Genomic DNA, 24,692 nt, shown 5'->3' with positions numbered 1-24,692 from the left:
TCAATAAACCTTACTGTTACTGTCTGGCGCGGTCCGGCCCTTCGTGGGAGAGTTCCCACATGCCTGTCCCGCCGCTCGCCGACGCCACCAGCGCGGCCGACGTGCCCGGCGTCCGCCTGCTCGGCCTGATCGTCGGTGGCCTCCTGCTGCTCGCCGCGATCCGGGCCATGTTCGGCCGCCGCTGACCTCACGGTGCCGCCGGCCCCGCCGACGCCTGGGTTAGGAGTTAGGAAGGGCCCCCTGTGCAACAGAATGCGTTAACAGGGGGCCCTTCCTTCCGCTCCGTCGGGTTTCGGGGGTGATCGGGTCGGGTACCTCCGGCCCTCGATGAAGCTGTCCACGCACTCGATGACGTTGCGCCGCGCGGCGCGGAGCCTCTTCGGCTGGAAAGCGCTGCGGCCCAACCAGCTCGCCGCCATGCGCGCGGTGATGAAGCGACGCGACGCCCTGGTGGTGCTGCCCACCGGCGCCGGCAAGTCGGCGATCTACCAGATCCCGGCCAGCCTGATCCCCGGCCCGACCGTGGTGATCTCCCCATTGCTCGCCCTCCAGCAGGACCAGATCGCGGCCCTCAACGAGCGCCGCCGCCCCGAGCTGCGGGCGGTGCGGATCAGCTCGGACGAGACGCCCGCCCAGCAGGCGGAGGCGATCGACGAGGTCCGCGCGGGCCGGGCCGAGTTCCTGTTCATCACGCCGGAGCAGTTGGCCAACCCCGACCGGATGGCCGAGGTCAGGTCGCTCAGGCCGGCGCTCGTGGCGATCGACGAGGCGCACTGCATCTCGGCCTGGGGGCACGACTTCCGCCCCGACTACCTGGCGCTGGGGCACCTCATCGAGGGCATCGGCCGGCCCCCGGTGGTGGCCCTGACCGCCACCGCCTCCCCGCCGGTACGCGACGACATCGTCGCCCGGCTGCGGCTGCGCGACGCCGAGGTGGTCGTCTCCGGGCTGGACCGGCCGAACCTGTTCCTGGAGGTCGCGCACTGCCCCACCGAGGACTACCGGTGGCGGCGGCTGCTCGCCCTGCTGCGCGAGGACGGCCGCCCCGGGATCATCTACGTGCCGACCCGGCGGGCGGCCGAGGAGCTGGCCGCCCGGCTCACCGACGCCGGCTTCCCGGCGGAGTTCTACCACGGCGGGATGCCCGCCGGGGCGCGCGGCGAGCTGCACGAGGCGTTCCTCGCCGACCGGGTGCCCATCATGGTGGCCACCTCGGCGTTCGGCATGGGCATCGACAAGCCGAACATCGCCTGGGTGGTGCACATGGCGCTGCCGGACTCGCCGGACAGCTACTTCCAGGAGATCGGCCGGGCCGGGCGCGACGGGGAGCCGGCCCGGGTGCTGCTGCTGTGGCAGGCCGAGGACGTCGGCCTACAGCGCTTCTTCAGCGGCGGGCTGCCCGACGCCACCGAGCTGCGCGACCTGGCGGCCCTGCTGCGGCGCAAGCCGGCCAGCAAGAAGGAGCTGCGGGAGGCCACCGGCCTGGGGCCGCGCAAGCTGGGCCAGTACCTCGCCCTGCTGGAGCAGGTCGGCGCCGCCGAGCCCCGGTCGCGCCAGCGCATCGGCGCGCCCCGGTACTCGCCGACGCCGGTCGAGGCCGGCGACGCGGCGCGGGCCGAGGCGGAGCGCCAGCAGACCGTCACCCGGTCGCGGACGGACATGATGCGGGCCTTCGCGGAGACGACCGGCTGCCGGGGGCAGGCGCTGCTGGCGTACTTCGGCGAGCAGATGACACGGGTCTGCGGGCACTGCGACAACTGCCTCGCCGGCACCAGCGTCGCCGACGACGGGGCGAGCGGACCGTTCCCGGTGCACAGCCAGGTGCGCCACCCGGAGTGGGGGCCCGGCATGGTGCTCAGCTACGAGGAGGACCGGATGACGGTGCTCTTCGAGGAGGTCGGGTACAAGACGCTGTCGGTGCGCGTGGTGTCCGAACAGGGTCTGCTGACCCTCGACTAGCCTGAGCCGGGCCACCAGGCCACGGCAGCGGGACGGACCACCGTGCCCACGGCACCGAACAACAGGCATCGTGCCCACGGCACCGAGACAGGACAGACGAGAGGAGCGCGGTCGTGATCGAACAGCCGGCGTACACCGGGTTCGGTTTCTCCGACGAGGAGTGGGGGCTGCTGGTCGGCCTGCCGCAGTCGGTGCTGACCGCGGCGAGCGCCGCCGAACACGACAGCGCCCGCCGCACCATGGCCGAGAACGCGGCCGGGTTGGAGAGCATCGCCACGGGCCGTGAGTCGGGCAGCCCGCTCGTGGCCGCCGTGGCCGGCGAGATCGTGGCCCGGGTGGGCGACCCCGAGGCCGGCGAGGAGCTGCCGGTGATCGCGCCGGCGGACCCGCGGGCCGTGATCGAGGACGTGCTGAACCGGGCGGCCTCGGCGGCCCGGCTGCTGGCCGAGAAGGTCGACGAGGGCGAGGCCGGCGCCTACAAGCACTGGCTCGTGGAGATCGCCGAGCACGTGGTGAGCGCGGCCTCCAGCGGCGGGATCCTGGGCCTCGGCGGCGACGTGGTGAGCGACTCCGAGCGGCGCTTCCGCGACCGGCTCTCCCAGGTCCTCAACGACTGAGCCGACGACGGGCGTCCGGTCGTCCAATGCCGCTGGCGGCTGCCGCCCCACGGACAGCGGACGGTCGGACGCCTCCCCGGGCGCCCGCCCCGCGCCCGACCCGGGTCAGCCGCCGGCCTTGTCCCGCTCGACCAGGTCGTCGGAGCGGGCGAGGCCCGACGGCCCGCGCCGCGTCCGACCCGGCGGCGCTCCCCGCCGACCCCGGCGTCGACAATGGAGGGAGGCGACGACGGGGAGACGCTGATGGGTGGGTTGCGCGCCGAGAGGCTGGACACGACGGCGCTGCCGGCGCCGGAACGCTGGCCGTTCTTCACGGAGCTCGCCTCCCGTGCCTCCGCCCCGATGGCGATGGACAGCGAGCACACGGCGGACTTCCGGGCCGACGTCGACATGGTGGCGCTGGGCGAGGTGGAGCTGTGCCGGTTCCACTACCAGTCCCTGGTCGGCCGGCGCACCCCGCGCCTGATCCGGCAGGCCGATCCGGAGGTCTTCCAGATCGCCCTCACCCTCGCCGGCACCAGCGTCATCGGCGCCGGCCGGGCCACGAACGCGATCCCCGTCGGCGATTTGACCCTGGTCGACTGGGCGCGCCCCCACCGGCTCGTGCACTCGGGCCGGGGCGACGAACGGGCCCAGGCCAGCGCCGTCACCGCGCTGGTGCCCCGCGCCCGCCTGCCGCTGCACCCCGACCGGGTCGGCGGGCTGAGCGCGGCGCGGATGTCGGGCACCGAGGGCCCCGGCGCGCTGCTGGCCCAGCACCTGCTCCAGATCACCGGGCATCCCGAACAGTTCCGGGCCGCCGACGCGCCCCACCTGGCCGACGTCACCCTCACCCTGATCTCCCTGCTGCTGGCCCGCCACCTCGACGCCGAGCCCCGGCTCCCGGCCGAGATGCGCCAGCAGGCGCTGCTCACCCAGGTCCACGACTTCATCGACCGCCACATCGACGATCCGAACCTGTCGCCCCGGGCCGTCGCCGACGCCCACCACGTCGCCCTGCGTACCCTGCACCGCCTCTTCGCCGACGGGGAGGAATCGGTCGGCGGGGCCATCCGTCGCCGTCGGCTGGAGCGCTGCCGGCGGGACCTGGCGGACCCGATGCTGCGCGACCGGCCCGTCCAGGCCATCGCCGCCCGCTGGGGCTTCCGCGACAAGGCGCACTTCAGCCGCGCCTTCCGTGCCGCGTACGGCCTCAGCCCCCGGGCCTGGCGGGAGAGCGCCCGGCCGGGGACCGGCTGACCCGGGGCGCGGTGGCGCCCACCCGCGCGGCACGGATCGTCAACCACCTGGCACGCTGGGTCAACTCCCCGGCCGGTTCCGCTCAGATACTGGGTACGGGCCGGACTCGGGGCAACCCCGCGGCGGCCCGCACGTAACGGGGGCCGCGGCGAGCGCCCGCGACAACCCGGTCGCGGGCGGCCGCCCGGTGCCGCCAGGCCGCTGGGCGGGGCGTCAGGCGTCCGCCAGCAGCTCCAGCACCCGCCGCTCCGCCTCCGCGCGGGGGGTCCCCGGCACGACCGGGGCGACCACCCCGTCGTGGAACAGGTCCACCACCCGGGGGTCCACGTACGAGGTGCGGGCCACGGTCGCCGTGTTGCCCAGCAGCTCCGCGACCTGCCGCATCACCGCCGCCACCGCCCGGCGGCGGGCCGTCACGGAGCGGGCCGGCACGTGGCCGGCCAGCTCGGTGGCCGCCAGCACGGTGGCGTGCCAGGTGCGGAAGTCCTTCGCGGTCATCTCGCCGCCGCTGGCGTCGCGCAGGTAGTCGTTGACCTCGTCGCTGCGCACGTCCCGCCAGCCCCGGCCGTCCCAGTAGCCGAACAGCCGGTCGGCGGCGCGCCGGCGGCGGCGCAGGTTGGCCAGCACCCGGCACAGCTGCGGGTCCTCGATGCGCCGCACCTGTTCGACGCCGCCCTTGGCGGGGAACGCGAAGACCACGCAGCCGCCCCGGCTGCGCGCGTGCTCGGGGCGCAGCGTGGCCACGCCGAAGGTGGCGTCGTCGCCGACGGCGTACTGGTCGCTGCCGACGCGGAACGTGCCCATGTCGAGCAGCCGGGTGACCGTGGCCAGCACCCGGTCCCGGTTCAGCCCCCGGCCGGTCAGGTCCCGCCCCACCCGCTCGCGCAGCACGGGCAGCCGCCGGGCGACCTCCAGCACGTGGTCGAACTTCGCCTCGTCGCGCTGCTGCCGCCAGCGGGGGTGGTAGAGGTACTGCTTGCGCCCGGCCGCGTCGACCCCGGTGGCCTGGATGTGCCCGTTGGGGTGGGGCGAGATCCACACGTCCCGCCAGGCCGGCGGGATCACCAGCTCCCGCAGCCGGCCCAGCTCGTCGGGGTCGCGCACCGGGTCGCCGGCCGGGTCGAGGAACAGCCATCCCCGGCCGCGCCGCAGGCGGCCGTATCCGGGCCTGCCCGGGTCGCTACGCCGTAACCGCACCGGCAACTCGCACCGCCTGTTCCGCCTCCGCCACGGCGGCCACCACCTCGCCGACGCCGATCGCCGCCAACGTCGAATCGGTTCCTACCCCGCCGGACGGGGACCAGTCCCCCGCCGGACCGCCGCCGCGGGGCGTCCCCGCCCACAGCGCCCGGTGCCACGGCCGCTCCGGCGGCGGCCCCCACCGGCTTGGCGGGACCGGGCCGAACAGGACCACCGACGGGGTGCCGTAGCCCGTGGCGAGGTGGGCGACGCCGGTGTCGCCGCTGACCACGAGGCGGGCGTGCGCCACCAGGGCGGCCAGCCCGCCGAGGTCCGTACGGCCGGCGAGCACCGCGTCCGGGGCGAGCCCCGCCCGCCGGGCCACCCGCCCGGCCAGCGCCCGCTCGTCGGCCGACCCGGTGACCACGACCCGGTGACCACGCCCGGACAGGGCACGGGCCACCGCCGCGAAGCGTCCGGGGGGCCAGCGCTTCGCCGGGATCTTGCTGCCCGGGTGCACGATGCTCACCCCGGCCGGGACCGGGCCGGCGGGCGGGCGGCGCAGGGCGAGGTCGGCGCGGTCGGCGGGGATGCCGTACCAGGCGAGCAGGCGGCACCAGCGGTCGACCTCGTGCTCGTCGGGCCGCCAGTCGGGGCCGTCGACGTGCCCGGCGTCGGGGTTGGCGAACGCGAGCAGCCGGCGCGGCCGGGTGGCGGCGAGCAGCCGGTGCGACTGCGGGCCGCGCCCGTGCAGGTTGACGGCCAGGTCCGGGGGCGGGTCGGGCCGGTCGAGGGGGGCCAGCCCGGTCGCCGGCACGAGCCGGTCGACGCCGCCGACGAGGTCGACCAGGGGGGCCAGCCAGGCGGGGGCGGCCAGGGCGAGCTCCCGGTCGGGGTGGGCGGCGCGCAGCGCGCGCAGCGCGGGCACGGCGGTGGCGAGGTCGCCGACGCCGAGGGCGCGCAGGGCGAGGATCACGGGTACGACGACTCCCGCTCGGCGCAGACGACCAGCTCGCGCACGGCGCTGCCGGGCGGCTGGGAGAGGGCGAACAGGACGGCGGCGGCCGTGTCGGCGGGGTCGTTGAGGCTGGCGTCGGGGCCGGGCCGGTACTGGGGATCGCGTTCGTCGAAGAACGCGGTGCGCATGCCGCCGGGGACGAGCAGGGTGACGCCGACGGAGCCGGCGAGTTCGGCGGCGAGGGCGCGGGTGAAGCCGACGACGCCGAACTTGGCGGCGCAGTAGGCGGTGGCGTCGCTGACGGCCTTGACGCCGAGGGTGGAGGCGACGGTGACCACGTTGCCCCGGGCCGCCTCCAACCAGGGCAGGGCGGCCCGGACGACGGCGGCGGTGGAGAGCAGGTCGACGGTGACGATGCGGTCCCAGGTGTCGCCGGGGACGTCGGCGAGCCGGCCGGGCACGTCGATGCCGGCGGCGGTGACGACGGCGTCGAGGCCGCCGGAGCGTTCGGCGAGGTGCCGGGTGGCGTCCTCGGCGGCGCGCGGGTCGGCGAGGTCGCACTCGACCCAGGGCACCCCGTCGGCCGGCGCCTGCCGGTCCAGCACCACCGGCCGTCCGCCGGACTTCGCCACGGCGGCCACCACGGCCGCCCCCAACCCGCTGGACCCGCCCGTGACCAGGACGGTCGGCCCGGCTCCCGGTGCGCTCGCGCTCATCGTGCCCCCTTGATCGTCGTGCCGTCCACGTCGACGCCCACCCGCAGGTCCGGCGTCCGCGCCCCGCCCGTCCCGCCGGTGGCGCGGGCGGCGGCGATCATGTCGGTGGTCGAGCGCCCGTCGAGGTACGGCACGACCACCGTGTGCCCGCCCCAGCGGCGCAGCACCTCCGCCTCGGGCAGCGCCGGCCCGCCGCCGCCGGCGTAGTCGCCGCCCTTGACCCACACGTCGGGGCGCAGCCAGGTCAGCGCCGCCTCCGGGGTGGGCTCGTCGAAGACCAGCACCGCGTCGACGCAGCCCAGCGCCGCCAGCAGCCGGCTGCGGTCGCCCTGCGGCACCACCGGCCGGTCCGGGCCCTTCAGCCCGGCCACGCTCGCGTCGGAGTTGACGCAGACGACGAGGCAGTCGCCGAGCTGCCGGGCGGCTTCCAGGGTGGCCACGTGTCCGGCGTGCAGCAGGTCGAAGCAGCCGCCGGTGGCCACCACGGTGCCGCCGGCCGCGCGTACCCCGGCGACGACCTCCGCGGCGGCGGCGACCCCGATCCGGGGCCCGCCGGGGCGCGACGGCGGTGCGGCGGCGGCCCGGACCGGGGCCGGCAGGGCGGCGGCCACTCCCCCGGCGGCGACGTACCCCGACGCCTCGGTGACGGCCGCCTGCACCGCCTCGGAGACCAGCGCGCCCCGGGACAGGGCGATGGTGGCGGTCGCGGCGAACCGGTCGCCCGCGCCGCAGGTGTCGCCCTCGGCGCTGGCCGGCGCGGGCACCACCAGCGGCGTGGAGCCGGCGTGGCAGAGCAGCGCCCCGTCGCCGCCCAGGGTGACGGTGACCGCCCCGGCCCGCCAGCGCCGGCGCAGCTCCTGCGCGCCCCGCGACGCGGTGGCCAGCCGGGACCCGCCCGGCGCGGCCTTCACCAGCTCGCGCACCTCGGACTCGTTCGGGGTGGCCAGGTGCACGCCCGGCACGGCGGCGGGGCCGCGCGGGTGCGGGTCCCACACCACGGGGGCCCGGGTGGCCGCGAGCGCCGCCCGCAGGGCCGGCTGCCGGGCCACCCCCCGGCCGTAGTCGCTGACCAGCACGGCGGACGCGGCGGCCAGCAGCCGCAGCACGGCCTCGCTGGGCTCCCCGGGCGCGCCGGCCGCGCCGCCCCGGTCGTGGCGCAGCAGCACCCGGCCGCGGGCGTGCAGCCGGATCTTCTCGCAGGTGGCGCCGCGCAGCGGCAGCGCGTACACCTGCACCCCGGCGGCGGCGAGCAGCTCGGCCAGCCGTGCCCCGCCCGCGTCGTCGGCGAGGGCGGTCACCAGCGCCACCTCGGCGCCCTGCGCCGCCGCGAAGACCGCCGCGAGGCCGGCACCGCCGGGCCGGTCGACGGCCGTGGACTCGTCGAGGACGGGCACCGGCGAGTCCGGACAGAGCCGGTTCACCACCCCCTCGACGTCCCGGTCGAGCAGGATGTCACCGACCACCACCACGGGTCCCGTCATCAGCTCGCCTCCTCATCCCGCCTCGGTCTGCCGGCCCGTACCGTCGTCGAGCACCACCTCGACCCCGGCGCGCACCGCAGGGTCCGGCGCGTCGGCCGCCACGGCGCGGCCCGCCGCCGCGAGCGCGGCGGGGAGCACGCGGTCGACGTACTCGCAGAGCACGTGGGTGGAGACCAGGTGCAGCTCCTGGACGACCTGGCTGTCGGGGGAGGCGATGGCGAGGGTGTCGTGGCAGGCGTCGGCGAGGGGGTTGGGGGTGGGCCCGGTGAACGCCCAGCAGCGCAGCCCGGCGGCGCGGCCGGCGTGGGCGGCGGCGACGAGGTTGGCGCTGGCCCCGCTTGTCGACATGAGCAGCAGGATGTCGTCGGGCCGGCCGTGCGCGCGGACCTGCCGGGCGAAGACCTCGTCGTAGCCGTAGTCGTTGCCGATGGCGGTGAGCGCGCTGGTCTCGGCGTGCAGGGCGAGCGCCGACAGCGGCTCGCGGTCGTCGCGGAGCTTGCCGACGAGTTCGGCGGTGAGGTGCTGGGCCTCGGCGGCGCTGCCACCGTTGCCCGCGACCAGCAGCCGGCCGCCGGCGGCCAGCCGGTGCGCCAGCTCCCCGCCCCAGCGGGCCAGCAGCTCCTCCGCGCGCCGGTAGGGCAGCAGCGCGGCGGCGAGGGCGGCCAGGTGCGCGTCGAGCACCGACGCGCCGGGTCCGGCGGAGCCGGTGGCGGGGCGCGCCTGACCGGCGGTGGAACCGGCGGTGCGGGCCGGGCGGGCCGGGCGGGCGGCGGCCATCAGGCGACCACCCGGGTGGGCCGGCGCACGGCGGCGACCTCGCCGTACACCTCCGCCAGCCGCTGCGCGGTGGCCGCCCAGGAGTAGCTGCGCCGGGCCCGGTCGCGGGCCGCGCCGGCGTACGCGAACCGGCGGATCCGGTCGTCGAGCAGGCCCCGGATCGCGATGCCCAGCGCGCGCGGGTCCCGGGCGGGCACCAGGTCCCCGGTGACCCCGTCGAGGACGGTGTCGGTCAGCCCGCCGACGGCCGTGCCGACCACGGGCACGCCGCAGGCCATGGCCTCCAGCGGGGTCAGCCCGAACGGCTCGTACCAGGGGGCGGCGACCAGCACGTCGGCGGAGCGGTACCAGCGGCCCATCTCCTCCCGGGGCACCGCCCCGACCAGGCGCACCCGGTCGGCGACGCCGCACTCGCGGGCGAGGGCCCGCAGCCGCCGGGCGTGCGGGTCGGTCTCCAGCAGCCCCTCGGGCGGGCCGCCCACCACCACGCACTCGGCGTCGGGCACCAGGGGCATCGCGCGGATCACGTCCTGGAAGCCCTTGCGTTCCACCAGGCGGCCGACGGTGAGCACGCGGGCCCGGCCCGGGTCCCGCCCGACCGCCGGGCCGAGCGGGGCGAACGTGGCCAGGTTGACCCCGGACGGGACCACGCTGATCCGGTCCCGGGGGACGCCGAGGCGGACCAGCTCGGTCACCTCGTCCTGGCACTGGGCCACGACCCGGTCGACGGCCCGGCCCAGGTCCCGCTCGTCGCGGATCCGGCCGGGCGGGCTGGTGTCCTGGGCGCCCTGGTGCCGCCGCTTCACGGTGCCGAGGGCGTGGTACGTCTGCACCACCGGCACGCCGGTGCGCCGGCCGGCGGCCAGCCCGGCCAGCCCGCTCATCCAGAAGTGGGCGTGGATCACCTCCGGCGTCCAGTCCCCGCCCCGCCACCGCTGGGCCAGCCAGCGGCCGAACGCCGGCATGTGCGGCAGCAGCGCGTCCTTGGCCATCGGCTCGGCCGGGCCGGCCGGCACGTGCACCACCTCGTAGCCGTCGGGGGCACGGACTGCCACCGGCAGGTCCACCGCGTCGCGGCGGGTGTAGACCCGCACGTCGTGACCGGCGGCGGCGAGCGCGGCGGAGAGCTCCGCGACATGCGTGTTCTGGCCGCCGGCGTCCTCGCCGCCGAGGACGGCGAGCGGGCTGGCGTGCTCCGAGATCATCGCGATGCGCATACTTCCTCCTCCAGCAGCCGGTCCCAGTCGGCGAGGAAACGCTCCAGCCCGTAGCGGTCCCGGGCGGCCCTGCGCGCCGCCGCGCCCGCCCGAGCGGCGGCGGCGGGGTCGTCGAGGAACCGGCGGGCGGCCCCCAGCAGGTCGTCGACGCGGGTGGAGAGCGCGCCGGCCTCGGGCGGGACGGCCACCACCGCCTCGGTCGCGGCGAGCGCGACGACGGGCATGCCGATGGTCATGGCCTCGACCAGGCTGAGCCCGAGGGAGGTCCACCGGCACAGGTGCAGGTACGCCCGCCGCCGGGCCAGCTCGGCGTGCATCCGCTCCTGCGGCACGTCGTCGTGGCTGGTGACGCGGTCGGTGGGCAGCCCGAGCCGGTCGGCCAGCCCGGTCACCCCCATGCCGAAGACGTCGAGGGGGGCCAGCTCGGCGAAGCGGGGCAGCAGGTCGGTGCCGGTGACCCGCCAGCGGCGTACCGGCTCGTTGATGACGACGGCGAGCCGGTCGAGCTCGCCGGTCCACTCGACGGCCGGGGCGACGACGCCGTGCTCGACGACGGCGGTGCGGGTGCCCCCGTTGTCCCAGAACAGTTCGTTGAACCCGGTGACGTGGGTGAGCAGCAGGTCGTCGCGGTCGGCCATCGGGTGCCGGGTGTTGGGCACGTCGCCCTTGGGGGTGTTGTGCTCGACGTAGATCGCCGGCACGTCCCGGCCGACCCGCCGGCCCAGCCAGTCGCAGGCCAGGTCGAACTCCTCGGGGCGCTGGAGGACGACCAGGTCGACGTCGGTCCGGCGCAGCTCGCGGGGGCTGACCTCGACGGCGCTGGCGGGCCACGGGTAGGTGCGGGCCCGGCCGAGGCCGTAGGGGCCCCGGTCGGGGGTGACGGGCACCAGGTAGCGGTGCCTGCCGTGCACGAAGGACGTGGTCCAGGAGCCGTGCACGTGCCACACCAGGACGTTCATCGGCCGCCCCCGCCGCCGGCCGGCACGGCCATCCGGTCCGGCGCGCCGGCCGTCGCACGGCGCGCGCCGGCCGGGCCGGCGTCGGGGCCGGGCGCGCCGGCCGGGTCGGCGTCGGGGCCGGGCGCGCCGGCCGGGCCGCCGTCGGGGCGCGGCGCGCCGGCCGGGCCGGCGGGCGCGTCGGCGCGGACGCCGAGCAGGCGCAACGCGTCGAGGACCGCGCCGGGGTCGATCCCGGCCAGGCAGGGGTGCCCGGGGACGGGGCAGCTGGCGGCGCGGGTGTCGCGGCAGGCGGCCCCGGCGTCGCCGAGGCGCACGGTGGGCACCCGGTAGGGCCCCCACTGCCCGTACGGGACGGTCGGGGCGAACAGGCTGACCACGGGCACGTCGAGCGCGGCGGCCAGGTGGGCGGGGCCGGTGTTGCCGACGACGAGGGCGCCCGCGCCGGCGATGATCCCGGCGAGCTCGGCGAGGCCGGTGCGCCCGCCGAGGTCGACGCCGCCGGCGGCGGCCACCCGGGCGGTGAGCTCGCGTTCGCCGGGTCCGCCGGTGACCACGACCCGGTGGCCCGCCCCGGCGAGCGCCCGGACGATCCGGGCGGCCAGTTCGGGCGGGCAGGCGCGGGCGCTGGCCGTCGAGCCGGGGTGCAGCACCACGTAGCCGGGCCGGTCGAGTCGCGGCGGCGGGGCGGGCACCGCGTCGCGACGCAGGCGCAGCCGGGGCTGGTCGTCGCCGGGCAGGGCGTGGCCGGCGGCGGCGGCCAGCGACAGGGCCCGCTCCGGCTCGGGCACCCCCGCCGGCACCCGGTGGCGCACGTCGAGCAGGCTGCCGGGGTAGTCGTCGCTGATCGCGGCGATCCGGGGCACGCCGGCCAGGCGCAGCAGCAGCGCCAGCGGCAGCGGCGACTGGTGGAAGCTGGTGAAGATCACCGCCTCGTCCGCGCCCACGGCCGCGAGGCGGCGCACCAGCCGGCGGGTCCGGTCCGGGTCCACCGGGCCCGGGTCCGGGTCGATCCACTCCAGGGGCCACTCGACGATCTCGTCGATCCCGGGCAGCAGTTCCGCCGCCGCCCGGCCGCGCGGCCCGCACAGCAGCACCACCCGCCGCGCGTGGGCGGCCACCGCGCGGATGCCGGGCCCGGTGACCAGCACGTCGCCGGCCGAGTCGCTGCGCACCACCAGCACCGTGCCGGCCGCGCGGGGCGCGCCGGGGGCGACGGCGGCCTGCCGGCGCAGGATCTCGTCGACCGCCGCCGGCAGGGTGGGGCGTACGCAGGGGGCGGCGGCCACCTCCTCGGGCCGGGTCACGGGCGTCGGCACCAGCACCCCGTGCGCCCCGGCGGCGAGCGCGGCGGCCATGTCCCGCCCGATGTCCCCCACCAGCACGCAGCGCTGCGGCGTCGTGCCCAGCCGGGCCGCCGCGGCGTGCACGAGGCCCGGGGCGGGCTTGCGGCAGTCGCACCCGGCGGCGTCGTCGTGCGGGCAGACGTGCCAGGAGTCGAACGGCCCCAGCAACTCCTCGACGCGTGCGTGCACCCGGTCGAGCTGTCCCGCCGTGAAGCAACCCCGGGCCAGTCCGGACTGGTTGGTCACCACGGCCAGCCGCAGGCCGGCGGCGCGCAGCCGGTCCAGGGCCTCCCGCGCGCCCGGCAGCGGGCGCACCTTGTCGGGGTCGCCGTTGTACGGCACGTCCTCCACCAGCGTGCCGTCGCGGTCCAGCAGCACCGCGTCGAACAGGACACCGCCGGACCCGCCCCGGCCAGGACCCGGGTCGACCCGGGCTGACCTGCGCTGATCCGGCTCACTCTGGTCCCGTCGCACGGGCGGCGGGTTCCCTGCGCCCCGGGGAGTAAACGTCGTCGGCGGCGCGGTGCCCGCCGCCGTCGGTGCGGCGGTGCCGCCGTCGGGCCACCGTCCTCCGGTGCCGCGATACCCGCCGCCACCGAGAAGCTAACCCGCCGGGCTCGTTAGGGGCCGCCGGGAGCGGGGTACGGGGGCGCGGTGGCGATTGTGGAGAAAGTGATCCAGGCACCCCCGCAGCAGGTGTTCGACGTGCTCGCCGACGGCTGGACGTACAGCGACTGGGTGGTGGGCACGGTGCACGTGCGCGACGTGGACGACGCCTGGCCCCGCGTCGGCGCGCGGCTGCACCACAAGGCGGGACCGTGGCCGTTCTCCCTCCAGGACGCCTCGACCGTGCTGGCCTGCGAGCCGCCGCACCGGCTGGTGCTGAAGGCCGGGCTGTGGCCGGCGGGCGAGGCGACCGTGGTATTCACCCTGGAGCCCGTCGGCGACGGCGCGACGCGGGTGCGCATCGGCGAGGACTTCGCCGCCGGCCCGCTGCGCTGGGTCCGCACCAGGCTCAACGACCTGGTGCTGCACCAGCGCAACAAGGAGACGCTGCGCCGGTTGTCGGACATCGCGACCCGGCAGAGGTCGAACCGCTGACGCGCCGGGGCCGGTTCCGGCGCGTCGCCGGGCTCCCCGCCCTGCGCACGGCGTGTCGCGCGCGGCGGACGGGGAGCCATTACGACATGGAACGGGCAACTGGCTACCCTCTCAGGTAAACCTGTCGGCAAACCGAGGATGTCCGTCATGATCGAACCCGTGCAGTTGCCCGCCCCCTGGCGGGACGCACGCCTGACCGTCGTGGTTCCCACCTACAACGAGGCGGGGAACCTCCCGGTCCTGGTCGAACGGCTCCTCGCGCTGCCGCTGCCGGGCCTGAAGGTGCTGGTCGCCGACGACAACTCCCCGGACGGGACGGGCGAGGTGGCCGACAAGCTGGCCATCGAGCACCCCGACCGGGTGGAGGTCGTGCACCGCGCCGGCAAGGAGGGCCTCGGCCGGGCGTACGTCGACGGCATCGGCCGGGCCCTCGACGGCGGCGCGGAGTACGTGGCGCAGATGGACGCGGACCTGTCCCACCCGCCGGAGGCGCTGCCCGGCATGCTCGGCGCGCTGCTGTCCACGCAGGCGGGTGTGGTCATCGGTTCCCGCTACGTGCCGGGCGGGCAGCTCGACGAGGCGTGGCCGCTCTACCGCCGCGCGCTCAGCGGCTGGGCCAACCTCTACGTGCACACGCTGCTGCGGGTGCGCATCCGCGACCTCACGGCGGGCTTCAAGATCTGGCGGGCCGACGCGCTGCGCGACATCGGGCTGGACCGGGTGCAGTCCAACGGCTACAGCTTCCAGGTGGAGATGCACTACCTGGCCACGAAGCTGGGGCACACCATCCTGGAGGTGCCGATCCGGTTCGAGGAGCGCCGCGACGGCGCCTCGAAGATGACCACCGCCACCAAGATCGAGAGCGCGCTGATGCCGTTCAAGCTGCGCAGCCGGCACCGCAACATCGAGGGCTGACGGGCCACCGGGCGGCGCTCAGCGGTAGACCGCCCGGTGCGCCGCGCCGATCACGCCCGCGTACAGGCCGCCGGTGAGCGCCCGGTCGCGGGCCAGCGCGGCCCGCGCGGCGTTCGCGCCGGGCGCGCCGTGCACCCCGCCGCCCGGGTGCGCGGAGGCGCTGGCCAGGTACAACCGGTCCACCGGGGTGTCCGCGCGGCCCAGGCCGGGGATCGGCCGCAGGAAGAGCTGCTGGTACGCCGCCGCGGTGCCGCCGCCCAGCGCCCCGCCGACCAGGCTCGGGTCCCCCCGTTCCAGGTCGGCCGGGCCGGCGACGTGCCGGCCGAGGATCCGCGCGCGGAACCCCGGGGCGGCGGCCTCCAGCACGTCCTCCATCCGCGCGACGTGCGCGGCGACGTCCTCGGCCCGCCAGTCGCGCCGGAACGGCAGGTGGGTGTACGCCCACAGCGACTCGGTGCCCGGCGGGGAGTGGCTCGGGTCGGCGACGCTCATCTGCCCCACCAGCAGGAACGGGTCGCGGGGCACCTGGCCCCGGGCCAGCTCGGCGGAGTAGGTCGTGAGCCCGTCGAGGTCCGCGCCGAGGTGCACGGTGCCGGCGCCGGCCACCGCCGGGTTGGTCCACGGCACCGGCCCGGACAGCGCCCAGTCGACCTTCAGGGTGGAGCCGTCCCAGCGGAAGTGCGCCAGGTCCTCCACCAGCCGGGGCGGCAGCGCCGCCGCGCCGACCAGGTCGAGGAAGAGGGCGGGCGCGGGGACGTCGGCGAGGACGGCCCGCCGGGCCCGCCAGGCCCGGCCGTCGACGGTGCGTACCCCCATCGCCCGGCCCCGGGCGGTGAGCACCCGGTCGACGCGCGCGTCGTGGACGATCCGGCCGCCCCGCCGGGTGAGCCGGTCCACCAGCGCGTCGGTGATCCGCTGCGCCCCGCCGACCGGCACCGGCCAGCCGACCTGCTGGCCGAGCATGGCCAGCAGCCAGCCGTAGACGCCGGAGCCGGCCTCCTCCGGCGAGAGGTCGGTGTGCAGGGCGCAGCCGGCCAGCAGCAGCGTGCCGCCCTCCCCGTCGAACAGCTCGGACCCGAGCTTGCGCACGGGCACGACGAGCCGGCGGGCCAGCCGCAGCGCCCCGCCGACCTTGAGCCGGCGCAGCAGGCCGACGCCGCCGCGCACCGGCGGGAAGGGGGTGGTGATGGTGGCCAGCATCGGCCCGGCCACGTCGAGCCAGTCGGCGTACGCGTGCCGCCAGCGTTCCCCGTCGGCGGGCGCGAACGCGGCCAGCGACGCGGCGGTGGCGTCGAGGTCCCGGTTGAGCACGGCGGCGCGCCCGTCGGGCAGCAGGTGGGCCAGCACGTCGGGGGCGTGGGTCCAGCGCAGCCCGTGCCGGTCGAGGTCGAGGCCGGCGAGCACCGGCGAGGCGTACCCGAGGGGGTAGAAGGAGCTGTAGAGGTCGCTGAGGTAGCCGGGGGCGGTCACCTCGGCGGAGCGCACCGCCCCGCCGGGCGCGCCGGTCGCCTCCAGCACCAGCACGTCCCAGCCGGCGTCGGCCAGCAGGTTGGCCGCCACCAGGCCGTTGTGGCCCGCGCCGACGACGATCGCGTCGGCGCGCTCCGGGCCGGTCGGCCCGCCGGACGCGGCGGTGGGGAGGCCGGTCGAGGTCATCCGACCCGCCTACCCGGGGCCGCCCGGGGCGAAACGCGTTTGCCGGGGCGGGGGCGGGGGATGCACCGCCGCATGTACACGGTTGCGCAGCTCATCGGTGGGGTGTGGGGGGCCGGCGGCGCGGGGGGCGAGCTGGTCGTCCACGATCCGGCCGACGGCTGCCCGGTCAGCACGGTGCCGGTGGCGACGGCGGACGAGGTCGGCAAGGCGGTGGAGGCCGCGCGGGGCGTCGCGCCCGGGTGGGCGGCGACGGACCCGGCGGAGCGGGCCGCCGCGCTGCACCGGGCCGCCGACGCGGTGCAGGCCGCGGCGCAGGAGCTGGCGGCGGCGGTGACGGCGGAGATGGGCAAGCCCCTCGCGGACGCCCGGGGCGGCGTCGAGGCGGGCGTCGGCACCCTGCGACAGTACGCCGAGCTGGCCCCGGTGCGGGGCGGGCGCACGCTGCTCGGCGGCGCGGGGTCGATCGACTTCATGACGCCGCAGCCGCGCGGCGTGGTCGCCGCGATCACCCCCTGGAACGACCCGGTGGCGGTCTCCTGCGGGCTGCTCGGCGCGGCCCTGGTGACCGGCAACGCGGTGCTGTACAAGCCGAGCGAGCGCACCCCGGCGACGGGGTGGCTGCTGGCACGCGCGCTGGACGAGGTCCTGCCGCCGGGGGTGTTGTCGCTGCTCACCGGCGGCGGGGAGGTCGGCGCGGCGCTGGCCGGCGGCGACGTGGACGTGGTGGCGCACGTGGGCTCGACGGCCACCGGCCGCCGGATCGCCGCGGCGGCGGCCCGCACCGGGGCGAAGGCGCTGCTGGAGAACGGCGGCAGCGACCCCCTCGTCGTCGACGCCGGGGTCGACCCGGTGTGGGCGGCGGAGCAGGCGGCGCTGGGCGCGTTCGCCAACGCGGGGCAGATCTGCGTGGCGGTGGAGCGGATCTACGTGCACCGGGACGTGGCGGAGGACTTCGTCGACGCGCTGGTGCGGCGGGCCGGGGCGCTGCGGGTCGGGTCGGGGCGGGACCCGGCCACGGAGCTGGGGCCGCTGGTCGACCGGCGACACCGCGACCACGTGCACGGGCAGGTGACGGCGGCGGTGGCCGGCGGGGCGCGGCTGCGCGCCGGCGGGGCGCTGCCGGACGGGCCGGGGGCGTTCTACCCGGCGACGGTGGTCGTCGACTGCCGGCACGAGATGACGCTGGTGCGCGAGGAGACGTTCGGGCCGGTCGCCCCGGTGGTGGTGGTCGACTCGTTCAGCGAGGCGCTGCGGTGCGCGGCCGACTCGCCGTACGGGTTGGCGGCGACGGTGCTCACCGGCTCGATGAGTCACGCCCAGCGGGCCTGGCGGGAGCTGCCGGTCGGCACCGTGAAGGTCAACGCCGTGTTCGGCGGCGCGCCGGGCGGGGCGGCGCAGCCGCGCCGGGGCAGCGGCCAGGGTTTCGGCTACGGCCCGGAGCTGCTGGACGAGTTCACCGCCACGAAGGCCGTGCACATCGAGGCCCCGGGCGGCGGCCACTGGTGAGCGTACGGCGGAGGGCTCGGGACCTGACGGCCCCGGGCCCCGCGCTGTCGTGGCCGGTCAGCGGCCCCCGCGCGCCTTGCGGGTGGCGTTGTCGTTCGCCTTCTCGATGGCCTTGACCAGCTCCGGCTTCGTCATCCGGGACCGGCCGGGCACGTCCAGCTTGCGGGCCACCGCCAGCAGGTGGTCCTTGGTGGCGTTGGCGTCGACGCCGCCCGCCGTGGGCGCGCGCCGCGCCGGCCCGCCGCCGGCCGCCTGCCGGTCGCTGGGCCCCTTGCGGCCCTTCGGCTCCCAGTGGTCGCCGACCTTCTCGAACTCGTGCTTGACGGCGGCGAACGCGGTGCGGTGCGCCCGCTCCCCCTCGCCGTACGTCTCCACCGCCGAGTCGTGCGTCTTCTCCCAGGTGCGCTGCGCCTTCTCCGGGGAGCGCCGCAGCGTGCTGGGCAGTACCTCGCGCCCGGGCATGTCGTCCTCCTCCGCGTCGACTGCTTCCCGATGACCGTTCCCCCGGCGCGGGCGGGCAAACCGCCGGCCGCCCCGACCCGTGTCGGGTTTGTCGATTTCCGGCGTTGGGTACGGGCGGGACCAGGCGAACGCCGGGTGCCGGTCACCCGGCCGCCCGGCGCGCAGGGGGCGGTCATGGCAGCGACGACGGAACCGGACACGGCGGTCCTCGACGAGGGGCGGGCCCCGCGGCCCCGCCGGGTACGCCAGCTCAGCTGGTCCACCTGGCGGGGGGTGCTGGTGCGCAGCGGCCGCAACTTCGTCAAGGACAACTGCGCGGACTGGGCCGCCGCGCTCACCTACTACGGGGTGCTCGCGCTGTTCCCGTCGACGATCGTGGTGGTCGCCCTGGTCGGGCTGGTCTCCGACGGGGAGCGGACGGTCGACACGGTGATCGACCTGGCCCGGGACGTCGGGGCCGGGTCGGTCGTCGGCAACGAGGGCTTCGTCAGCGTGGTGCGGGGCGTGGTCGACCAGAGCGGCGGCGCGAAGACCCTGCTCAGCTTCGGCCTGCTGGGCGCGCTGTGGTCGGCGTCGGGGTTCATCGGCGCGTTCACCCGGGCGTCCAACGCCATCTACGGGGTGCAGGAGGGGCGGCCGGTGTGGAAGCTGCGCCCGTTGCAGATCGGGCTGGCCGCCGTGACCATGCTGCTGCTGGCCGTGGTGGCGACCGGGCTCATCGTCAGCGGCCCGGTCACCGACGCGGTGGGCGACCTGGTGGGCGCGGGCGGGCTGGCCCGCACGGTGTGGGGCGTGGTCAAGTGGCCGGTGCTGGCCATGGTGATGATGGTGCTGCTGTCGCTGCTGTTCTGGATCGCCCCGAACGTGCGCCAGCCCCGGTTCCGCTGGCTCACCCCGGGCGGCGCGGTCGCCCTGGTCTCCTGGGCGCTGGCCTCCTTCGGCTTCGGCCTGTACGTGGCGAACTTCGGCTCGTACGACGTGACGTACGGCAGCCTCGGCGCGGTGATCGCGTTCCTGGTCTGGCTCTACCTGTCCAACTCGGCGCTGATGCTGGGCGTGCAGATCAACGCCGAGCTGCAACGGGGCCGGGCGTTGCAGGCCGGTGAGCCGGACCCGGAGGAGCCGGTGCTGCCGCCGCGCAGCCCCGCCGCTCCGTGACGGCCGGCGCGGTTTACCGGCGCTCGCCCCGGGTAGCGCAGAAGGCATGGAACGTGGCAGCAGCAAGCACAGCCCGAGGGTCGACGAGCAGATGAGCCAGGAGGTCAGCGGCCTGGTCCAGGGCCCCGGCGTCGGCGGCTCGCGGGTCGACGAGTTCCGCCAGCCCGAGCCGGCCGGCGAGGACCAGCCGGAGGCCACCACGGCCCCGGCGGGCGGGCTGCGCACCGGCGCGCCGCAGGGGATGAGCCCCGCCGACGTGGAGCGGCGCAGCCGGCTCGGGCGGTTCATCACGATGACCGCCCTGCCGGGCGACCGGGAGGCGCTCGTCGCCAACGCGCGCGACAACGACGCGCCGGCCGACCTGGTCGCCGCCCTGGAGGGGCTGCCGCCGGGCACCCGCTACCAGACGGTCTCCGAGGTGTGGGCCGCCCTCGGGCACAGGAACGAGACGACGCGTTGGTGAGGGGGACCGTCCCCCGGCCCGCCCCGCACCCGCGCACTGAGGAGGATTGCTGATGAGTGGCGTCACCGAGCACGTGGACGTGTCCGTCCCGATCCGGACCGCGTACGACCAGTGGACGCAGTTCGAGGAGTTCCCGCACTTCATGGAGGGGGTGCAGGAGGTCCGGCAGCTCAACGACACGAAGACCCACTGGACGGTGGAGATCGCCGGGGTCAAGCGCGAGTTCGACGCCGAGATCACCGAGCAGCTGCCCGACGAGCGGGTGGCCTGGCGTTCCACCGGCGGCACCCAGCAGGCCGGGGTGGTGACCTTCCACCGCCTCGACGAGGCGAACACGCGGGTGACCCTCCAGTTGGAGTTCGAGCCGCACGGCGTGGTGGAGCAGGCCGGCGACAAGCTGGGCGTCGTCGACCGCCGGGCCAAGGGCGACCTGGAGCGGTTCAAGCAGTTCATCGAGCGACGCGGTCAGGAGACCGGCGCCTGGCGCGGCAGCGTCGACCGGCCCCAGCCCTGACCGTCCCCCGCACGAGCACGACGATGGCCGCCGGATGCCGGCGGCCATCGTCGTGACCGGGGCCGTTTGCGCCCACCGGGCCCGGGTACGGCGAAGGCATGACCGACAACGACAGCCACGTGTGGCGCGACGAGCAGCGGCTCCCGTTGGAGGAGCTGGACCGGGCGCTGGCCCGGTCGACCCTCGACGGGCAGGCCGACGACGTGACCGGCAACGACGCCGGGGAGGAGGCCGCGTTCGGGCACGGCCCGGAGGCGGTGGACCGGGGCGCGTCGCCGGCCGGCCGGGAGCGCGAGCGCACCGACGCGGAGCGGGCGTACCGGCCGTCGACCACGGGACGGACCGGCCCCGACAGCATGTGACCGGGCCGGCGGCCCGGGTGACGGCCGGTCGGGTCGGTCAGGGCCGGCGGGACGCGACGGCGTGCAGGGTGGTCAGGGCCGCGGCGAGGACCACGAGCGCCGGCCCGAGGGCCTCCACCGAGGTGTACGCGACCAGCGCGCCGATGCCGCTGGGCACCAGCGCCCCGCCCAGCCCGGCCGCCGCGATCTGCACGCCGATGGTCCGGTCGGCGTGTGCGGCGCCCACCCGCTCGGCGGTGCCGAGGGTGAGCAGCGGGAACACGGGCGCGGCGGCGAAACCCAGCACCAGCAGGCCGGCGACCGCCACCCAGGCCGGCGCGGGCAGGGCGATCAGCACCGCGCCGGCGACCATGCCGAGCAGGCTGGCGCGCAGCACCCGCCCGGTGCCGAGGCGCTCGGCGACGAAGCCCTGCACCACCCGCCCCAGGAACAGGCTCCCCCAGTACCCGGAGACGCACACGCCGGCCACCCCGGCGGCCAGCCCGCGCCCCTCGGTGAGCAGCAGGAACGCCCACAGGCCGGCGGCGATCTCGATGGCGACGTACACGGCGAAGGCGAGGGAGCCCAGCCAGACGGCCGGCAGGCGCAGCGTGTCGCGGACCCGGACGGGGTCGGTGGTGGGCAGCGGGGCCGGGCCGGCGGCGGGCGGGGGCGGCGCGGTGCGGTCGGCCCAGGCCCGCACAGTGAGGGCGAAGGCGGTGCCGAGGGCGAGCTGGGCGGCGGCGACGATGCCGTACCCCCAGCGCCAGGAGATGCCGGCGCTGAGCACGGCGGTCATGATCAGCGGGCCGATGGCGACGCCGAGGCCGAAGAAGGCGTGCATCCAGTTCATGTGGCGGGGGCCGAACGCGTTGGCCGCGTACGCGTTGAGCCCGGAGTCGATCGCCCCCGAGCCGAGCCCGAGCAGCAGCGCGCAGCCGGTCGTGACGGCGAGCCCCGGGCTGGACGCGTACCCGGTGAGCGCGAGGCTGGCCAGCAGGGTGCTGCCGGCGAGTAGTCGGCCGACGCCGAGCCGGGCCAGGGAGAACCCGGCCAGCACGCTGGCGGTGAGGTACCCGGTGGTCCCGGCGGTCAGCATCAGGCCGACGGCCTCGGTGGGCACCTCGAAGTCCGCCCGCATGGACGGCCAGCCGACGCCGAGCAGCCCGTCGGGCAGGCCGAGGCTGACGAAGGCGAGGTAGGCGAGCAGGAGCAGGGCGGGGCGGGGCGACGCGGGGCTGGACACGATCGACCATCCTGCCGCACCCGGGCGGGAGCAACCAGCGGCTCTCCGCACCTCCCCCGAAACGGCAAAAAGTGCGGCACCTACGGCCGGAAACCCGGACAGGTCATCCAGAATCGTCCGATCGGGTGACGGCGATCCCGGCGCGTCGCGCAAGACTTTCCGAATGCGACAGGGCTCCGGCTTCCTCACCGTCCGTCAGCGTCGTCTCGCCTGGCTCGGCTTCCTCCTCGCCGCCGCCCAGGCGCCGGTCGCCGCCAGGTTCGCCACCGACGACTCGTGGCTGTTCAGCCTCTGCGTCGCCCTGATGGTCGCCACGGTGATCATCGCCGACGACGCCTCCCGCCGTCGCCCGGCGAACGCGCCCTCCTCCGACTAGCGCAGCGGCGCCACCGGCCCCTCGACCGCACCACCGGTTCGGTCACCGAAGGTCACGACGACGGCACCGACGCGCGGGCCGGTCACGTCTCACGCTGAGTCACGTCTCACGCTGGGTCACGTCTCACGCTGGGTCACCTCCAACCCAGCCCGCCCACCAGCACCCCGTCCTTTGCTCTGCACCCACCCACGCAACACCCGGCCCGAGCTGGGGATTGTCCGAAATCCCGCCGGCGAAGTCCGCCGCGCGCGGTTGCGCTGAGTGAACCGTTGCGTATCCGGGTGCAGAGCAAAGGGGTTCCACCGCGACCGCGCCGCCCTTCCCCGTGGGCACAACGCAGGGTGACGGCCCGGCGGGCGGACATGCGCGCCCGCCGCAGGCGGACGGCCCGTGCTCCCGCGCCCCCACCGGGTCGGGCCGGACCTCGCGCTGGTCCGCCGCCACGCGAGCGCCACCACGCGAGCGCCACCAGTCCGGCTCGCCGCCAGTCCGGCTCGGCGTCAGTCGCCGGCCGGGCGCGCCTCGTGCCCGGGGCGGCCCCGGGTGCGCCGCCGCTCCTTCAGCTCCGCCTCGTACAGGTGCCGCCGGCCGCCGACCAGCTCGTCGCGGGCCTGCCGGTCGAGGTCCCGGAACAGCGCGTAGTACCCGTCGTCGAAGTCCTCGACGATCTGGAAGGTCCACCGGCCGGCGATCACGTTGCGGCCGAGCAGGTCGGTGGCGATCCGGTCGGCGATCGCGTCGTGCCCGGCCGCGCGGAACTGCGCGACGGCGTCGTCGAGCATCAGGTCGGCGTGGCCGACGAGCTGGTGCAACGCGTAGAGGTGCCCGCGCGCCCGCTCGACGGTCTCCAGCGCCTCGCTGAGCTTGCCCAGCGCCTCGACGGTGCCGTCGCTGACCCCGGCGGGGCGGCGGTGCCGCCCGTCGGGTCCGTCCTGCTGTCCCATGCGTTCCTCCACGGTGCCGGTCGCGCCGGTGTCGACCCGTCCTCCCTTCTGCCCCGCACCGGCCGGGTCAATCCCGGCGGCCGGGGTGCCGGCCGACCGGTGGAGGACCGGGGACCGGCCGGGCGGTGGAGGCGCGCGTGGTTACCGGCCGGTTAGCCTCGGTCCTCATGCGTCTGCCGTCGAACCGGGCCCCGGGCCGCACCGCCGTGGACTCCGCCAGCTCCGCCCTCGCCGTGCTGACGGTCTCGATCGGCACCGCCGGGCTCGCCGCCGCCGCCACCCGCCCCGGGCTGCTGGCCGAGGTCGACCAGCACGCCGCCGCCGTCCGGGACGCCCTCGGCGGCGACCGCCGGCCGCTGACCCCCGCCGCGCTCGCCGGCTACGCCGAGGGCGTCCGCGACGCGGCGCGCGAGCACGGCTGGCAGCCGCCCACCCGCTCGGCGGACTTCGCCGAGCCCGACTGGCTGCTCGTCCGCCTGCTCGCGGTCTGCGCCCTGGCCCGTGCCCTGGACACCCACCCGGCCCCGCTGCCGACGCTCTGACGGCCCGCGCCGCGCGGCGACGCGGGCCGCTCGCCGGCGACGCGCCCACCCCGGGGCTGCGTCCGCTCCGGGCGCACGAGACAGAGGGGGCCGCGCGGCCCCCTCCGTCTCGTGCTCACCCCGGTCAGCTACCCGGGCGGCCGAACTGCTGGGTCTCGTCGCCCGGCATGTTGCCGGAGCGGTACGTCCCCTGCCCACCACGGGCGCCGGTCATCGACCCCTCCGGCATGGCCCGGGCGCGCTCGCCGCCCCGGTCGGCCATCCGCCGTTCGACGTCGCCCCGGCCGGTGGCCTGCGCCTGGCGGTGCTCCCGCAGCGCCCGGGACTCCTCGGCGGCCCGGTCGAGCCACCCCTCCCAGCGGTTCTGCATCGGCCGCACCAGGCCGCCGCCGACGCCGACGATCAGGATGCCGGCCACCGTGGCGAGCACCGCGATCAGCACCGGCGTGGTGACCGTGGTGGCGATGCCCACCTGGTTGAGCGCGGCGATGACACCGAGCGCCAGGATGAAGATCGCCGTCAGGTCGGCCAGCACCCGGCCGTAGGACAGCCCGCCCAGGAAGCCGGTGACCAGGTCCCGCACCGCGTTGGCGATCGCGGCGGCCACCACCACGATGACGATCGCGATGAACGCCCGGGGCAGCCACGAGACCACTCCCCGGATCAGGTCGCTGATCGCGTTCGGCCCCCACACCCCGAAGGCGAACTGCAGGGTGAACAGCAGCACGGCGTAGTACGCCAGTTTCGCCAGGATGTCGCTGGCGTCGTACTTGGTGCGTTCCAGCGCGCGCCGGATCCCACCCCGTTCGACCGCGCGGTCGAACCCCACCCGTTCCAGTGCCGCGTCCACGATCTTGAGGACCGCTTTGGCGATGAGCCACCCCACCACGAGGATCACGATGAACGCGATCGCCCTCGGGACGAAGAGCAGCACCGACCTCCACATATCGGTCAGGGCCGTACCGATGTCTACCTGCCCGACCGCGAGGGTTTTCTGCATGGTGTCCCTCCTGTCGCATGGAC

General features: G+C 76.7%; 25 protein-coding genes and 1 pseudogene. 13 read left to right on the top strand and 13 right to left on the bottom strand.

The annotated features are described in order from the left end of the window. Positions 1-59: 59 nt before the first annotated feature. From O7633_RS31730 to O7633_RS31715, 4 genes are all read left to right on the top strand, one after another. Positions 60-185: a hypothetical protein gene (locus O7633_RS31730; RefSeq protein ID WP_255378728.1), complete on the top strand. Its 126-nt coding sequence runs from the start codon at positions 60-62 to the stop codon at positions 183-185. Positions 186-327: 142 nt separating this feature from the next. Further along, positions 328-1,959 (top strand): RecQ family ATP-dependent DNA helicase, encoded by a 1,632-nt coding sequence (locus tag O7633_RS31725; RefSeq protein WP_278133938.1) that lies wholly within the window; start codon positions 328-330, stop codon positions 1,957-1,959. Between the two features lie 113 nt (positions 1,960-2,072). After that, positions 2,073-2,576 (top strand): hypothetical protein, encoded by a 504-nt coding sequence (locus O7633_RS31720; protein WP_074475950.1) that lies wholly within the window; start codon positions 2,073-2,075, stop codon positions 2,574-2,576. A 243-nt stretch (positions 2,577-2,819) separates the two neighbouring features. After that, positions 2,820-3,815, top strand: a complete 996-nt coding sequence (locus tag O7633_RS31715) for a helix-turn-helix domain-containing protein (RefSeq protein ID WP_282325027.1) — start codon at positions 2,820-2,822, stop codon at positions 3,813-3,815. Positions 3,816-4,028: 213 nt separating this feature from the next. Here the strand turns inward: O7633_RS31715 and O7633_RS31710 are convergent, their stop codons facing one another. From O7633_RS31710 to O7633_RS31675, 8 genes and pseudogenes are all read right to left on the bottom strand, one after another. Next, complete coding sequence (locus O7633_RS31710; protein ID WP_278133933.1) at positions 4,029-5,012, bottom strand: DNA topoisomerase IB; 984 nt, start codon at positions 5,010-5,012, stop codon at positions 4,029-4,031. Next, positions 4,996-5,970: a glycosyltransferase family 9 protein gene (locus O7633_RS31705; protein WP_282325026.1), complete on the bottom strand. Its 975-nt coding sequence runs from the start codon at positions 5,968-5,970 to the stop codon at positions 4,996-4,998. The genes O7633_RS31710 and O7633_RS31705 overlap by 17 nt, the downstream gene beginning before the upstream one ends. Next, positions 5,967-6,668 carry an SDR family oxidoreductase gene (locus O7633_RS31700; RefSeq protein ID WP_178064251.1) on the bottom strand — a complete coding sequence of 234 codons (702 nt, stop codon included), beginning with the start codon at positions 6,666-6,668 and terminating at the stop codon, positions 5,967-5,969. The genes O7633_RS31705 and O7633_RS31700 overlap by 4 nt, the downstream gene beginning before the upstream one ends. Further along, positions 6,665-8,149 carry a PfkB family carbohydrate kinase gene (locus tag O7633_RS31695; RefSeq protein WP_278133927.1) on the bottom strand — a complete coding sequence of 495 codons (1,485 nt, stop codon included), beginning with the start codon at positions 8,147-8,149 and terminating at the stop codon, positions 6,665-6,667. The genes O7633_RS31700 and O7633_RS31695 overlap by 4 nt, the downstream gene beginning before the upstream one ends. Positions 8,150-8,161: 12 nt before the next feature. Continuing rightward, a complete protein-coding gene (locus O7633_RS31690; protein WP_348776311.1) occupies positions 8,162-8,926 on the bottom strand; it encodes an SIS domain-containing protein in 765 nt (254 codons plus the stop codon). Continuing rightward, positions 8,926-10,143 carry a glycosyltransferase gene (locus tag O7633_RS31685; protein ID WP_282325025.1) on the bottom strand — a complete coding sequence of 406 codons (1,218 nt, stop codon included), beginning with the start codon at positions 10,141-10,143 and terminating at the stop codon, positions 8,926-8,928. The genes O7633_RS31690 and O7633_RS31685 overlap by 1 nt, the downstream gene beginning before the upstream one ends. After that, a complete protein-coding gene (locus O7633_RS31680; protein WP_282325024.1) occupies positions 10,128-11,102 on the bottom strand; it encodes a glycosyltransferase in 975 nt (324 codons plus the stop codon). The genes O7633_RS31685 and O7633_RS31680 overlap by 16 nt, the downstream gene beginning before the upstream one ends. Positions 11,103-11,287: 185 nt before the next feature. Continuing rightward, positions 11,288-12,919: pseudogene (locus tag O7633_RS31675) on the bottom strand (HAD-IIIA family hydrolase); the annotation flags it as partial. 198 nt (positions 12,920-13,117) lie between these two features. On the opposite strand from O7633_RS31675, the gene O7633_RS31670 reads away from it, so the two are divergent. Together O7633_RS31670 and O7633_RS31665 are read left to right on the top strand one after the other, a co-directional pair. Continuing rightward, entirely contained in the window at positions 13,118-13,546 is a 429-nt protein-coding gene (locus tag O7633_RS31670; RefSeq protein WP_347405215.1) for an SRPBCC family protein, read from the top strand. A 147-nt stretch (positions 13,547-13,693) separates the two neighbouring features. Beyond that, positions 13,694-14,461: a polyprenol monophosphomannose synthase gene (locus tag O7633_RS31665; RefSeq protein ID WP_074475942.1), complete on the top strand. Its 768-nt coding sequence runs from the start codon at positions 13,694-13,696 to the stop codon at positions 14,459-14,461. Positions 14,462-14,479: 18 nt separating this feature from the next. Here O7633_RS31665 and O7633_RS31660 read toward each other — a convergent pair whose 3' ends face one another. Beyond that, entirely contained in the window at positions 14,480-16,117 is a 1,638-nt protein-coding gene (locus O7633_RS31660) for an NAD(P)/FAD-dependent oxidoreductase (protein WP_278133918.1), read from the bottom strand. Between the two features lie 72 nt (positions 16,118-16,189). Here O7633_RS31660 and O7633_RS31655 point away from each other — a divergent pair, with 72 nt between their 5' ends. Beyond that, on the top strand, positions 16,190-17,623 hold the full coding sequence (locus O7633_RS31655) for an aldehyde dehydrogenase family protein (RefSeq protein WP_282325023.1): 1,434 nt from the start codon (positions 16,190-16,192) through the stop codon (positions 17,621-17,623). A 57-nt stretch (positions 17,624-17,680) separates the two neighbouring features. Here the strand turns inward: O7633_RS31655 and O7633_RS31650 are convergent, their stop codons facing one another. Continuing rightward, positions 17,681-18,085 (bottom strand): ChaB family protein, encoded by a 405-nt coding sequence (locus tag O7633_RS31650; protein WP_178064242.1) that lies wholly within the window; start codon positions 18,083-18,085, stop codon positions 17,681-17,683. 174 nt (positions 18,086-18,259) lie between these two features. Between O7633_RS31650 and O7633_RS31645 the strand changes: the two genes are divergently transcribed. From O7633_RS31645 to O7633_RS31630, 4 genes are all read left to right on the top strand, one after another. Next, entirely contained in the window at positions 18,260-19,243 is a 984-nt protein-coding gene (locus O7633_RS31645) for a YihY/virulence factor BrkB family protein (RefSeq protein WP_282325022.1), read from the top strand. A gap of 46 nt (positions 19,244-19,289) precedes the next feature. After that, on the top strand, positions 19,290-19,706 hold the full coding sequence (locus O7633_RS31640; RefSeq protein ID WP_282325021.1) for a DUF2795 domain-containing protein: 417 nt from the start codon (positions 19,290-19,292) through the stop codon (positions 19,704-19,706). Positions 19,707-19,758: 52 nt separating this feature from the next. Next, on the top strand, positions 19,759-20,220 hold the full coding sequence (locus O7633_RS31635; protein ID WP_077937211.1) for an SRPBCC family protein: 462 nt from the start codon (positions 19,759-19,761) through the stop codon (positions 20,218-20,220). A gap of 98 nt (positions 20,221-20,318) precedes the next feature. Then, positions 20,319-20,582 (top strand): hypothetical protein, encoded by a 264-nt coding sequence (locus O7633_RS31630; protein ID WP_074475937.1) that lies wholly within the window; start codon positions 20,319-20,321, stop codon positions 20,580-20,582. 37 nt (positions 20,583-20,619) lie between these two features. On the opposite strand, the gene O7633_RS31625 is transcribed toward O7633_RS31630, so the two are convergent. Beyond that, the gene (locus O7633_RS31625) at positions 20,620-21,807 is read right to left on the bottom strand and encodes an MFS transporter (RefSeq protein WP_282325020.1); all 1,188 of its coding nucleotides are present in this window, start codon (positions 21,805-21,807) and stop codon (positions 20,620-20,622) included. A 163-nt stretch (positions 21,808-21,970) separates the two neighbouring features. Here O7633_RS31625 and O7633_RS31620 point away from each other — a divergent pair, with 163 nt between their 5' ends. Continuing rightward, entirely contained in the window at positions 21,971-22,183 is a 213-nt protein-coding gene (locus tag O7633_RS31620; RefSeq protein ID WP_074475935.1) for a hypothetical protein, read from the top strand. Between the two features lie 500 nt (positions 22,184-22,683). Here O7633_RS31620 and O7633_RS31615 read toward each other — a convergent pair whose 3' ends face one another. After that, a complete protein-coding gene (locus O7633_RS31615) occupies positions 22,684-23,127 on the bottom strand; it encodes a hypothetical protein (protein ID WP_282325019.1) in 444 nt (147 codons plus the stop codon). 167 nt (positions 23,128-23,294) lie between these two features. Here O7633_RS31615 and O7633_RS31610 point away from each other — a divergent pair, with 167 nt between their 5' ends. After that, positions 23,295-23,669: a DUF6401 family natural product biosynthesis protein gene (locus O7633_RS31610; RefSeq protein WP_178064237.1), complete on the top strand. Its 375-nt coding sequence runs from the start codon at positions 23,295-23,297 to the stop codon at positions 23,667-23,669. A 124-nt stretch (positions 23,670-23,793) separates the two neighbouring features. Here O7633_RS31610 and O7633_RS31605 read toward each other — a convergent pair whose 3' ends face one another. Further along, complete coding sequence (locus O7633_RS31605) at positions 23,794-24,669, bottom strand: hypothetical protein (protein WP_278133902.1); 876 nt, start codon at positions 24,667-24,669, stop codon at positions 23,794-23,796. Positions 24,670-24,692 lie beyond the last annotated feature (23 nt).

The organism is Micromonospora sp. WMMD712 (assembly GCF_029581295.1).
GTDB lineage: Bacteria > Actinomycetota > Actinomycetes > Mycobacteriales > Micromonosporaceae > Micromonospora > Micromonospora carbonacea.
Note: the sequence above shows the minus strand (reverse complement) of the source record. Positions and strands in the feature narration are given on the sequence as shown.

Excerpts from the sequence above, each read along its gene's own strand:
- O7633_RS31730 (WP_255378728.1), top strand. The coding sequence starts at position 60 with ATGCCTGTCCCGCCGCTCGCCGACGCCACCAGCGCGGCCGACGTGCCC.
- O7633_RS31725 (WP_278133938.1), top strand. The coding sequence starts at position 328 with ATGAAGCTGTCCACGCACTCGATGACGTTGCGCCGCGCGGCGCGGAGC.
- O7633_RS31715 (WP_282325027.1), top strand. The coding sequence starts at position 2,820 with ATGGGTGGGTTGCGCGCCGAGAGGCTGGACACGACGGCGCTGCCGGCG.
- O7633_RS31700 (WP_178064251.1), bottom strand. The coding sequence starts at position 6,668 with ATGAGCGCGAGCGCACCGGGAGCCGGGCCGACCGTCCTGGTCACGGGC.
- O7633_RS31695 (WP_278133927.1), bottom strand. The coding sequence starts at position 8,149 with ATGACGGGACCCGTGGTGGTGGTCGGTGACATCCTGCTCGACCGGGAC.
- O7633_RS31690 (WP_348776311.1), bottom strand. The coding sequence starts at position 8,926 with ATGGCCGCCGCCCGCCCGGCCCGCCCGGCCCGCACCGCCGGTTCCACC.
- O7633_RS31685 (WP_282325025.1), bottom strand. The coding sequence starts at position 10,143 with ATGCGCATCGCGATGATCTCGGAGCACGCCAGCCCGCTCGCCGTCCTC.
- O7633_RS31680 (WP_282325024.1), bottom strand. The coding sequence starts at position 11,102 with ATGAACGTCCTGGTGTGGCACGTGCACGGCTCCTGGACCACGTCCTTC.
- O7633_RS31665 (WP_074475942.1), top strand. The coding sequence starts at position 13,694 with ATGATCGAACCCGTGCAGTTGCCCGCCCCCTGGCGGGACGCACGCCTG.
- O7633_RS31660 (WP_278133918.1), bottom strand. The coding sequence starts at position 16,117 with ATGACCTCGACCGGCCTCCCCACCGCCGCGTCCGGCGGGCCGACCGGC.
- O7633_RS31655 (WP_282325023.1), top strand. The coding sequence starts at position 16,190 with ATGTACACGGTTGCGCAGCTCATCGGTGGGGTGTGGGGGGCCGGCGGC.
- O7633_RS31650 (WP_178064242.1), bottom strand. The coding sequence starts at position 18,085 with ATGCCCGGGCGCGAGGTACTGCCCAGCACGCTGCGGCGCTCCCCGGAG.
- O7633_RS31645 (WP_282325022.1), top strand. The coding sequence starts at position 18,260 with ATGGCAGCGACGACGGAACCGGACACGGCGGTCCTCGACGAGGGGCGG.
- O7633_RS31640 (WP_282325021.1), top strand. The coding sequence starts at position 19,290 with ATGGAACGTGGCAGCAGCAAGCACAGCCCGAGGGTCGACGAGCAGATG.
- O7633_RS31635 (WP_077937211.1), top strand. The coding sequence starts at position 19,759 with ATGAGTGGCGTCACCGAGCACGTGGACGTGTCCGTCCCGATCCGGACC.
- O7633_RS31630 (WP_074475937.1), top strand. The coding sequence starts at position 20,319 with ATGACCGACAACGACAGCCACGTGTGGCGCGACGAGCAGCGGCTCCCG.
- O7633_RS31620 (WP_074475935.1), top strand. The coding sequence starts at position 21,971 with ATGCGACAGGGCTCCGGCTTCCTCACCGTCCGTCAGCGTCGTCTCGCC.
- O7633_RS31615 (WP_282325019.1), bottom strand. The coding sequence starts at position 23,127 with ATGGGACAGCAGGACGGACCCGACGGGCGGCACCGCCGCCCCGCCGGG.
- O7633_RS31610 (WP_178064237.1), top strand. The coding sequence starts at position 23,295 with ATGCGTCTGCCGTCGAACCGGGCCCCGGGCCGCACCGCCGTGGACTCC.
- O7633_RS31605 (WP_278133902.1), bottom strand. The coding sequence starts at position 24,669 with ATGCAGAAAACCCTCGCGGTCGGGCAGGTAGACATCGGTACGGCCCTG.